This is a genomic window from Empedobacter sp. GD03739 (assembly GCF_029843245.1).
GTDB classification, from domain to species: domain Bacteria; phylum Bacteroidota; class Bacteroidia; order Flavobacteriales; family Weeksellaceae; genus Empedobacter; species Empedobacter falsenii_B.
This window is the reverse complement of record NZ_JAOCHX010000005.1, coordinates 85525-96356: the sequence shown is the minus strand read 5'-3', so window position 1 is coordinate 96356 and position 10832 is coordinate 85525. Positions and strand designations below refer to the sequence as shown.

Genomic DNA, 10832 nt, shown 5'->3' with positions numbered 1-10832 from the left:
TTAACAAATTGAACCAATCCTATGTTGATGGTTCAAATGGTTCAAACTTAACGTTTACGAAACAAAAATAAAATCTATAAAAAAACCTCCAAATTATTGGAGGTTTTTAGCTATATAAATAATTGTGATTACATTTTTGGCATTCCTGGGAATCCACCTGCAGGCATATTTTTATACATTGTTTCCATCATCTTTTTACCATTTGAAGAATTCATAAATTTCATCATTTTTCCCATTTCAGAGAATTGTTTCAATAATTGATTCACTTCTTGTAAAGATGTTCCAGAACCAGCTGCAATTCTTTTCTTACGAGAATTATCGATAATATTTGGATTTTGACGCTCTTTTTTTGTCATTGAGTGAATAATTGCTTCAACACCTTTAAAAGCATTGTCATCAATATCTACATCTTTTAATGCTTTTCCAGCACCAGGAATCATTCCGACCAAATCTTTCATATTACCCATACGTTTGATTTGCTGAATTTGTTTTAAGAAATCATCAAAATCGAAGCTATTTTTTGCAATTTTCTTTTGCAAACGTTTTGCTTCTTCTTCGTCAAATTGCTCTTGAGCACGCTCTACTAACGAAACAACGTCACCCATTCCCAAAATACGATCAGCCATACGTTCTGGATAGAAAACATCTAAAGCTTCCATTTTCTCACCAGTAGAAATAAATTTGATAGGCTTGTCAACAACAGTTCTAATCGTTAAAGCAGCTCCACCACGAGTATCACCATCTAATTTTGTTAAAACAACTCCATTATAATTCAATACTTCATTGAAGGCTTTTGCAGTATTCACCGCATCTTGCCCTGTCATAGAATCTACAACAAATAAAGTTTCGGTTGGATTAACTGTTTGATGAACGCGACGAATTTCATCCATCATTTGCTCATCAATCGCCAAACGACCAGCTGTATCGACGATAATTACATTATTTCCGTTTTGTTTTGCTTGTGCAATCGCTGATTGAGCAATTTCTACAGGATTCTTGTTTTCTAAATCAGCATAAACATCCACGCCAATTTGCTCTCCTAAAACTTGTAACTGATTGATGGCAGCCGGACGATAAACATCACCAGCAACTAATAATACTTTTTTGTTTTTCTTAGTTTTAAGGAAATTAGCTAATTTACCAGAAAAAGTTGTTTTACCAGAACCTTGTAAACCAGCAATCAAAATAATTGTAGGATTATCGTCTACTTTCAGTTCAGTAACCTCACCTCCCATTAATTTTGCTAATTCATCATGAACAATTTTTACCATTAATTGTCCAGGATTAAGCGACGTAATTACGTTTTCACCTAAAGCCTTTTCTTTTACCGTATTTGTAAAATCTTTTGCAACTTTATAACTAACATCGGCATCAACAAGGGCTCTACGCACCTCTTTTACGGTTTCTGCAACGTTAATTTCTGTAATTTGTCCTTTTCCTTTTAAGGTATGTAATGCTTTATCTAATTTATCCTGAAGATTTTGAAACATTTTGAGTCAATTTTAGGACACAAATATAAAAAAATTATACCGAATAATATAAATTCACACAACAAGGTATACAATTGATTAATAATGTTTAAATTGCCAACTCAAATTTTGGTTGAATGAAAAAAGGTTTAGTACTATTTTTATTCTTTGTTACTGGGGTGGTTTTCAGTCAAACAAAGAATAACCAAACTTATTATTTTTTTTCCATCGCTTATGGACAAGATAATGAAGTTTATGTGACAGATGTTTATGAAGCAAACATCGATAACAAAGATATCTACGCCAAATTGGCAGATAGATATACAAAGTTTCAGAATTATTTATTGAAAAATGGAACGTTTGGTTCTTTAAAAGAAATTCAAACGGGTTACGAAAAGAATTATCAGAAAAAAGAACAAGCTGAAGCTGAACAAAAATATTTTCTATCTACATTAGAAAAACAACAATTTACAGCGAAAATGGTTAATTATTCGCTTTAAAACATAAAAAATCCACTTCAAACGAAGTGGATTTTTTTATTTCTTTTTTGAACTGATTTATTGATCATTCAATAATCTTGCAGCTTCTTTTGCAAAGTAAGTTGAAATTAGGTCAGATCCTGCTCTTTTGAAACAAGTTAAAGATTCTAAAATAACTTTATCATTATCTAACCAACCTTTTTCTACAGCAGCTTTTATCATTGCGTATTCACCTGAAACTTGATAAACAGAAACCGGAACTTGTAAATTATCTTTCACTAATTTCACAATATCTAAATAAGCCATTCCTGGTTTTACCATCAAAATATCTGCACCTTCTTCTACATCTGCAATTGCTTCGCGCAACGCTTCTTGCGAATTATGGTAATCCATTTGATAGGTTTTTTTATCTTTCGGAATTTCTTGAGAATCAACTGGCGCAGAATCTAAGGCTGTACGGAAAGGTCCATAAAAAGATGATGCATATTTCGCAGCATACGTCATAATTCCTACATTATGAAAACCGTTTTCCTCCAACGCAGCACGCATCGCTCCTATTCGACCATCCATCATATCAGAAGGCGCAACAAAATCTGCACCAGCTTCTGCATGAGACAACGTCATTTTTACCAAAGCGTCAACTGTTTCATCATTAATAACTTCCCCATTTTTGATGATTCCGTCGTGACCATAAATTGAATATGGATCTAAGGCAACATCAGGCATTACAATCATTTCTGGGACAGCATCTTTGATTGCTTTGATTGTATTTTGCATCAATCCGTTTGGATTCCAAGCCTCTTTACCTGTGTTATCTTTTAAGTTATCACTAACTTTACAATATATGTTAACTGATTTTATACCTAAATCCCAAATTTCTTTTACTTCTTTTACAGTATTGTCAAGAGATTGGCGGTAAATACCTGGCATTGCAGCAATTTCTTCCTTCACACCTTCTCCTTCAGCCATAAAAATTGGTAAAATAAAATCGTTTGGTGACAAATGATTTTCGCGAATCATACTACGAATTGATTCATTTTTGCGTAGTCGTCTATGTCTGTTATATAAAAACATTTGATTAAAATTTTAGACAAATTTACTCGATTTCATTTGAATAAGGCTAATGAATAATATCAATTATATTTATTAATTTTAAAAGAAAATCAATCATTTGAATAATCAGTTAAAATATTTATCATTCATTATATTTTTTGGATTAATTTCTTGCAATAAAAAGAATTATAAAACGATTCAATTTAGAAGTTTCTCTATGGAAATTCCGAAAGATTGGAAAAAAGTGAAATTAGGCGGAATTGATACTGAAGTTGGAAGAATTATTACACCAAATAATGATACCTTAGATTATGATTATGGCAGACTTGCAGGCGGAGATTTTGATATTAATGCTAAAATTGCAGATAGTATTTTTACAATTATTTTAAATAATAATCCTGATTTAGAATTGGAAAAAATCTCTGAGTTATATATCAATAAACTTCACAAAACTAATATTGATTCTATCGTACAATCAGAATATCAGATTTCTTATATTGTTATTGATCATCAAAAAGCAAAACTTATACAATCAAATCATCATAAATTAATTGCAGTTTATATGGATACTATTAAAAATTCAACTTCAAAATTTAATTTTATTGGTTACAATTTAGATGAAAAGTCACAAGAAGAATTTATAAATTCTATTAAAACAATCAAATTCAAAAAATAGATTTAAACTTGCGCAAACGTAGCTAAACAAATATCTTTGCAGCATGCGAATAGATATTATCACAGTTTTACCCGAATTATTAGTTAGTCCATTTTCTGCCTCGATTATGAAACGTGCGCAAGACAAAGGTTTAGCTGAAATTCATGTTCACGATTTGAGAGATTTTGGAAAAGGACGTTATCGTCATGTAGATGATTATCCGTACGGTGGAACTTCTGGAATGGTGATTATGTGCGAACCTTTGGACAAAATGATTTCGAAATTGAAAGATGAACGCACGTATGATGAAATTATTTATTTGACGCCAGATGGAGAAACGTTGAATCAAACAATTGCGAATGATTTGTCGTTGAAAGGAAATCTTATGATGATTTGTGGACATTACAAAGGTATCGATCAACGTATTCGAGATATGTATGTGACAAGAGAAATTTCTATTGGTGATTATGTACTTTCGGGTGGAGAATTTGGCGCAATTATTTTGGCTGATTCTATTATTCGATTGTTACCTGGCGTAATTGGAGATGAGACTTCTGCCCTTTCAGACTCGTTTCAAGATGATTTGTTGGCGCCACCAATTTATACGCGTCCAGCCGAATTTAAAGGTCTTAAAGTCCCTGATGTTTTACTTTCTGGTAACTTTCCTAAAATAGAGGAATGGCTGCATGAAAAAGCAATTGAACGTACAAAAGAACGTCGCCCAGATTTGTTAGAAAAAAGATCAAAATAAATAGAAAAGCTTCCTAATTGGAAGCTTTTTCAGTATTTTTTATTTAATTCGATGAATATATTCAATCACTTTATCGTTAAAAATTTGTGGTTGATCGACATTTACAACATGCCCACAATCTTCGATAACAATCAATTCTGAATGTTTAGTATGTGTTTTTGTTAATTCCTGAATCGAAGGCAAAAACATATGATCTTCTGCTCCCATCACATATAAAGTCGGAATATTCAATTCAACTTTTCGAAACCATTTTAGCAACGGATTGACATCCGCAGTAAGTTTGAACCATTTCAAAAACTCTTTTTGATACAATTTTTTCGCTTCATTGATAAATAATAATCTTGATTCTTTATGTGTATTTTTTGGCATTATAGCGAAAGCAAAAATTCGATACAAGATTAAATAAGGCAACATATGTTTGAACGTATTTCCAACATTAATCAAAAATTGACATTGGAAATTAATTTTCATAATTGCGCCTCCCATCACCATTGATTTGAATCGCTCCGAATAATCTTCTGCCAATTGTCGAATTACAATCGTTCCTAAAGACATCCCAACAAAATGTGTTTTATCAATATTTAAATGATCCAAAACATCAATCACATCTTTTGAAACTGATTTGAAAGTATAACGTTTTTCGAAAAGCGCTTTCAAGTTTTTCTTAGAACGTCCGTGTCCTCTCAAATCCATTAACAAAACATTAAAATGTTTGCGAAATTCACGCAATTGCTTGAACCAAATCGTAGAACTTCCTCCTGCTCCATGAACAAAAGTCACCCATTCTGTGCTCGTTGGATGATTATATGTAGTGTATGCTAACAATTTTCTAAATAAGTTTTTGCAAAATTAAACTAAAAACTATGCCAAGCATAATAATTTCTAGGTTTTAAGAAATTTTTAATCTTCATCATCGTCGTCATCTGTAAAAGAACTAGTCTTTTTCAAGTAAAAAACATCGTTCATTACTTCTGCTTTCACATAATTTAGTTTTTCTTGTTCTTTCATACGATCTGTAAATAACGTTCCTGTTAAATGATCGTATTCGTGTTGAAAAATAACCGCAGTAAAACCTTCTACTGTTTCATCATGAAAATTTCCATCCAAATCATAATATTCTAATCGAAGAACCAAGCTTCTATACACTTTTCCGAAAATATCAGGAATAGACAAACAACCTTCGCGACCGTGACGAACAATGTCCGAATACCAAGTAATTTTTGGATTGATAATAAACTCAAAAGGTTCACCTTCTTTATCAAAACGTTGCACCCAAACCGCGTTGCGATTAATCCCAATTTGCGGAGCAGCAATTCCAACACCTTTACTCGCCTCATCTTGTACAGTCGCATACATACGATCGGCCAATAATTTGATTAACGGATCTTTTGGATCAATATCAATAGAAATTGATTTTAAGATTTTTGTATCTGCATCCGAAGTCGTTAATAAAACACGAAAAGGATCATAGGAATTCTTTTCTTTTATTAATGTCGTTTCTGCCTTTGTTAATGGCGTATAAACAATGTTTTTCATATTTTTTGATTGAGCAAATAATGCAGAAGAACAAATCAATAAGCTATAGGTTAATGTTTTTATCATTTTTTAAGGATCAATTTGTCTAAAGAATATTTTCCTGCGCCTGATAAAAATATAACTAAATAATTGATTAAGTAGAATAATCCCAATTCTTTTTTACCAAAATCATGATCTGCATGCACGATAAATACAGCAACTAACATTGTAATGATAAGTGGAATAACGGCTAAACGAGTAAATAATCCGACCAAAACTAAAGAAGCACAAAGTATTTCCGCAAAAACCGTTAATCCCAAAGATATTTCTGGTCCAAGTCCAATTGGATCACCAAATTCAAAATTTCCATTGACTAATTTTTGCAATTTTCCGAATCCGTGTGTAAACATAAATCCACCAGCAGCTAAACGTACTAATAACAATGATAAATCGATAAATGCAGGTTGATTTCCTAAAAGTTTAAATTTTGTGCTCATTTTTTTATTTTTTTTTCAAATATAAGTTCTAGTTTTTACGTTCACCTTTAAATAGATCAAGAAATCTACATTTTTGGATTAATTTTGGTTAATCTTTCTATTCAAGAATAAAAAAATACAACATATGTTAAAAAACATTGCTTTAATTACGATATTATTTTCAGGATTTGCATTTGCTCAAAAATCTGAATTACAACAAAATGATGTTTTAGGTAATCCAACTTTTATCGAAGAATCGATGCAAAAAGCACGTATTCGCATGAAGTTTATTGAAGGTTATGAAACGGAATATTACACAAAATCAACGTATAATAAAGATGGTAATCCGACAAAACGTGATTATTTTGATGAAGCTGGAAATAAAACTTTTGCTGAAATATTTAATTATAATGAATCGAATAAATTGATTTCGAGAGAAATGAAAAACAATGACGAAAGTTTAGTTTTCAATTTTGATTATGAATATACAACAGACGGTTACATTGTCACGAAAAGCGAAAATGATGTCAATGTTTCTAAAACTGAATACAAATTAGACCAAAATCAGAATGTAACTTACGAAAGAGAAACTAATTTATTGGAAGATTCTGATGTTTTTATCGAAAAAACGTTTCAATATCAAAATGGATTTTTAGTCAAAACATTGGTGAAATATAACCAAGGAAATTATACGTTGAATTATAAAAACGACGCGAAAGGCAATCCTATAGAGGAAAATTATGTGGACAAAGACAATAAACAAGTCAATAAATATATTCGCAAATTTGATGAAAACAATAATATTATTGAAGAAACTGTGATTGATGAAGCAGGAAAAGTAAAGAATATTTCCACGATTAAATATCAATATGATAATCATAAAAATTGGGTCAAACGAACACAATTCGTCAAAGATATCGATCAACCAATTTCAAATACAACAAGAACAGTACGTTACTAAAAATACAAGAGCCAAGCTAATTTGGCTCTTTTTTATTTGATTATTTAACTAAATGTCATTAAATTTATTCAAATCAATCATTTAACTTCATCTATTATGATCAATAATGTGCAAGAATTTAATCGACTTTTTCAGTTATACCAAAAAGATAATCGTTTCAATTTGTACATAAATGATTATCCTAAAAATGAATTTTTGATTCAATTTTATTCAGATGAAATTGAAGATTTAAATTTGGAATATGTTGATATTAATTCAAATTCTATCAAAAAAATACATGATTATCGTGCAAAATTAAGTGATTTTTTTCAACCCGAAGAACTTCCAACATTAGAGATTAAATCAATTTCAGGTTATTTTAGTCATTTTGATTTCTATTTTATGACCAATGAAAAAACCTTTTTATTTAACTATATTCACCGCGATTTTTTGTCTCAATTAATTGATATTCTTCTTGCTGAATTAGATTGTAATTTTATCAGCCGATTAAAGACTGAACTTTTAATCAATTTAGAATATGATTAATTTTTTTGTTAAACTTTTTTCAGCGATATTTATTCGTTTTGAGAAGATTATTAAGATTTATTTTTTGCGAAGACTGATCCAAAATATAATGTTTTATGGGAGTCTTATTTTAATTGGACAACAATTGAAACAAGGAAAAATTCGATGTTACAAAGCCCAAACGCTTTTGGAAACACTTGACAGAGTATAAAATATCAATATTCAGAAAAATATACCTATCAATATAATTATGGGTAAAACTTATTTATCTCCATTTATCCATCTCGAAACGGACTGAGAAAATGTTAGAATACAATCCCAAACCGCTGTCTCCAAAGTTTGTCAAAGCATAATCAATCGAGATTCCTTTGTATTTGAAACCTACCCCAACATTTGGCTGAATTTGAGTTTTATCTTTTCCATCAAATTGCGAAATCTTCTGTAAATTGTTCAATCCTCCACGTACAAAAACCATGTCATCATAACCTAATTCAAGACCAACTTGTGGCGAAATCGAAAATCCTTTTCCAGAAATTGCGGCATTCGTTTGTTGAAATTCGATATTTATATCAACCTCTCCCAATAACGAAACTCGTTCATTAAAATCAAAACGCTTTCCAACTCCAAATTGCAATTTAGGCATTGTTAATTCGATATTCTCTCCAGGTAAATCATTCAAAATTGTTGGCTCACCTTCATTATTTGGTTCGTCAATCGTGATTTCTTTTACCTTTTGTTTATTGATACTCCACGCATTGAAAGTTGTTGTAATATCGCGCGCCATCAAACCAAAATACATTTTATTATCGGTACGATATTGCAAACCAAGATCTAAACCGAAACCAAATCCTTGCGCAAATTTCCCAATATGTCGATAAACGATTTTAGCATTTGCACCAAACTGAATATCTTTATTATTAAAGACATTTCCCGCATAAGACATTGTTAAAGCATAGTCTGCTGTAGAAAATTTAGAGATTTTATCGTAATTAATATTTCCTTGATTATCAATTAATTCTGTTGTATTCAAAATATCATCAACACCAAAACGTGTAAACGAAAATGCAATCGTAGAATTACTTTCTCTCAACGGAATTGCAACCGCTGCATAATCAAATTTCGCAATCGACTGAAAATATTCAGCATGCATTGCTGCAGCTTCCCAATCATAGGTAATTTCCGTTAATCCAGCAGGATTCCAATAAGCCGCATTAGCATTTCCAATATTCGCCACAACCGCATTACCCATTGCAAACGAGCGCGCATCTGCACCAATATTCAAAAACTCGTTCGAATATTTGCGTGTGGTTTGAGAAAAAGCAAATTGACTTGCTAGAACAGATAATATAAGGAATGTCTTTTTCAAAATTGATGAATTACGAATATAAAAACTCAAAAATAGTGGTTTTATTGTGTTTAAAAAGGATTCAGATTAATTTTTGTTTGTACTTTTGTGATGAAAAATTCATTTATGAAATTATTTACAATTCCAAATTTTCTAACACTACTTAATCTTTCATGTGGTGTATTATCAGCCATTTTCATGATTTCGAGCAATGCTCAAATCACAACTACCACAGTTACAATTGTGATGGTTTTGATGTTGATTTCATTAGTTGCTGATTTTTTGGACGGAATGGTTGCACGACTAATGAATATTGGTAGCCCGATTGGAAAAGAATTGGATTCTTTGGCAGATTGTATTTCGTTTGGTGTTGTACCAGGATTGATGTTATTTTCGATGTTTAATCATTTTTCAACTGATTTTATTTATGAAAATGAGAATTTAAAAATTGCTGCAATTTCATTATTTGCTTTTTTAGTTCCTGCTTTTTCGGCGTTACGATTAGCCAAATTTAATTTAGATGAAGATCAAGCAACGTATTTCAAAGGTTTGGCAACACCATCAAATACCTTATTTATTTTCTCATTATTTTCTATCTATTACAATAATGGACAAATTATAAATCCATCTGTTGATCCGTATTTATTAATTGCCGTTTCTATTGTATTTAGTGTTTTATTAATTGTCGATTTACCATTATTTGCCTTAAAATTTAAAGGATTGAGTTGGGCAGAAAATTATTATAAATATATTTTCTTAATCATTACATTAGGTTTAGTGGCTTGGTTGCAAGTTGCTGCAATTCCGCTAATCATCTTATTGTACATCCTTATCTCAATCATTTTTAGAAAAGAAATTACAAAATGAAATTAACTAAAAATATCTGTTTCTTTGATTTAGAAACAACTGGAACTAATGTTTCAAAAGACCGTATTGTTGAAATCTCTATCGTGAAAGCTTTGACAGACGGTTCAAAAGAAGTAAAAACTTGGAAAGTTAATCCTGGAATTCCAATTCCACCAGAAACAACTTTAATCCACGGAGTTTCTGACGAAGATGTTGCCGATGCGCCTTCTTTCAAAGAACTTGCCCCTGCGATTATGGAAATGATTAAAGATTCTGATTTGGCAGGATATAATTCAAATCGTTTTGATATTCCACTTTTAGCAGAAGAATTATTACGTAATGGTTTTGATTTTGATTTATCAAAACATCGTCCAATTGATGTGCAAGTGATTTATCATAAAATGGAACCTCGCAATTTAAGCGCTGCTTATAAGTATTATTGCGATAAAGATTTGATTGATGCACATTCTGCGGAAGCTGATACAATTGCGACTTACGAAGTTTTGATGGCGCAAATCGAGAAATATGACGAGCTTGAAAATGACAATAAATTTTTGAGCGAATTTTCTTCTCAACGCAAAACGGCTGATTTAGCTGGATTTATTCAGTACAATGATAAAGACCAAGAAATTATTTCGTTTGGCAAGTATAAAGGACAAGTTGTGACGGATATCTTTGCGAAAGATCCAGGTTATTATGCGTGGATTCAGAATGCCGATTTTCCTTTATATACAAAGAAAGTTTTTACTCGAATCAAATTACAAAACGGTTTTTAAGC

At 31.1% G+C, this 10832-nt stretch carries 13 protein-coding genes; 7 read left to right on the top strand and 6 right to left on the bottom strand.

Going from position 1 to position 10832, the window contains the following annotated elements:
- Positions 1-128 precede the first annotated feature (128 nt).
- The gene (ffh, locus tag N5E64_RS03260; RefSeq protein WP_280035688.1) at positions 129-1490 is read right to left on the bottom strand and encodes a signal recognition particle protein; all 1362 of its coding nucleotides are present in this window, start codon (positions 1488-1490) and stop codon (positions 129-131) included.
- Between the two features lie 116 nt (positions 1491-1606).
- Here ffh and N5E64_RS03255 point away from each other — a divergent pair, with 116 nt between their 5' ends.
- Entirely contained in the window at positions 1607-1969 is a 363-nt protein-coding gene (locus tag N5E64_RS03255) for a hypothetical protein (RefSeq protein WP_280035687.1), read from the top strand.
- A gap of 57 nt (positions 1970-2026) precedes the next feature.
- On the opposite strand, the gene hemB is transcribed toward N5E64_RS03255, so the two are convergent.
- Positions 2027-3022 carry a porphobilinogen synthase gene (gene hemB / locus N5E64_RS03250; RefSeq protein WP_280035685.1) on the bottom strand — a complete coding sequence of 332 codons (996 nt, stop codon included), beginning with the start codon at positions 3020-3022 and terminating at the stop codon, positions 2027-2029.
- Between the two features lie 196 nt (positions 3023-3218).
- Here hemB and N5E64_RS03245 point away from each other — a divergent pair, with 196 nt between their 5' ends.
- Positions 3219-3677 (top strand): hypothetical protein, encoded by a 459-nt coding sequence (locus N5E64_RS03245; protein ID WP_115000228.1) that lies wholly within the window; start codon positions 3219-3221, stop codon positions 3675-3677.
- Positions 3678-3720: 43 nt separating this feature from the next.
- The gene (trmD, locus tag N5E64_RS03240; protein WP_280035683.1) at positions 3721-4407 is read left to right on the top strand and encodes a tRNA (guanosine(37)-N1)-methyltransferase TrmD; all 687 of its coding nucleotides are present in this window, start codon (positions 3721-3723) and stop codon (positions 4405-4407) included.
- 39 nt (positions 4408-4446) lie between these two features.
- On the opposite strand, the gene N5E64_RS03235 is transcribed toward trmD, so the two are convergent.
- The 3 genes from N5E64_RS03235 to N5E64_RS03225 all read right to left on the bottom strand — a co-directional run bounded on the left by N5E64_RS03235 (position 4447) and on the right by N5E64_RS03225 (position 6419).
- Positions 4447-5232 (bottom strand): alpha/beta hydrolase, encoded by a 786-nt coding sequence (locus N5E64_RS03235; RefSeq protein ID WP_280035682.1) that lies wholly within the window; start codon positions 5230-5232, stop codon positions 4447-4449.
- A gap of 75 nt (positions 5233-5307) precedes the next feature.
- Positions 5308-6009: a peptide deformylase gene (def, locus tag N5E64_RS03230; RefSeq protein ID WP_280035680.1), complete on the bottom strand. Its 702-nt coding sequence runs from the start codon at positions 6007-6009 to the stop codon at positions 5308-5310.
- A complete protein-coding gene (locus N5E64_RS03225; RefSeq protein WP_038335807.1) occupies positions 6006-6419 on the bottom strand; it encodes a DoxX family protein in 414 nt (137 codons plus the stop codon). Before N5E64_RS03225 ends, def begins: the two co-directional genes overlap by 4 nt.
- A 124-nt stretch (positions 6420-6543) precedes the next feature.
- On the opposite strand from N5E64_RS03225, the gene N5E64_RS03220 reads away from it, so the two are divergent.
- Positions 6544-7359 carry a hypothetical protein gene (locus tag N5E64_RS03220; protein ID WP_280035678.1) on the top strand — a complete coding sequence of 272 codons (816 nt, stop codon included), beginning with the start codon at positions 6544-6546 and terminating at the stop codon, positions 7357-7359.
- Between the two features lie 96 nt (positions 7360-7455).
- A complete protein-coding gene (locus N5E64_RS03215; RefSeq protein ID WP_038335800.1) occupies positions 7456-7884 on the top strand; it encodes a hypothetical protein in 429 nt (142 codons plus the stop codon).
- A gap of 244 nt (positions 7885-8128) precedes the next feature.
- Here N5E64_RS03215 and N5E64_RS03210 read toward each other — a convergent pair whose 3' ends face one another.
- Positions 8129-9229 carry a PorV/PorQ family protein gene (locus N5E64_RS03210; protein WP_260391952.1) on the bottom strand — a complete coding sequence of 367 codons (1101 nt, stop codon included), beginning with the start codon at positions 9227-9229 and terminating at the stop codon, positions 8129-8131.
- A 105-nt stretch (positions 9230-9334) separates the two neighbouring features.
- Between N5E64_RS03210 and N5E64_RS03205 the strand changes: the two genes are divergently transcribed.
- Together N5E64_RS03205 and N5E64_RS03200 are read left to right on the top strand one after the other, a co-directional pair.
- Complete coding sequence (locus tag N5E64_RS03205; protein WP_260509556.1) at positions 9335-10075, top strand: phosphatidylcholine/phosphatidylserine synthase; 741 nt, start codon at positions 9335-9337, stop codon at positions 10073-10075.
- Entirely contained in the window at positions 10072-10830 is a 759-nt protein-coding gene (locus N5E64_RS03200; protein WP_280035671.1) for a 3'-5' exonuclease, read from the top strand. The genes N5E64_RS03205 and N5E64_RS03200 overlap by 4 nt, the downstream gene beginning before the upstream one ends.
- The last annotated feature ends 2 nt before the right edge of the window (positions 10831-10832 follow it).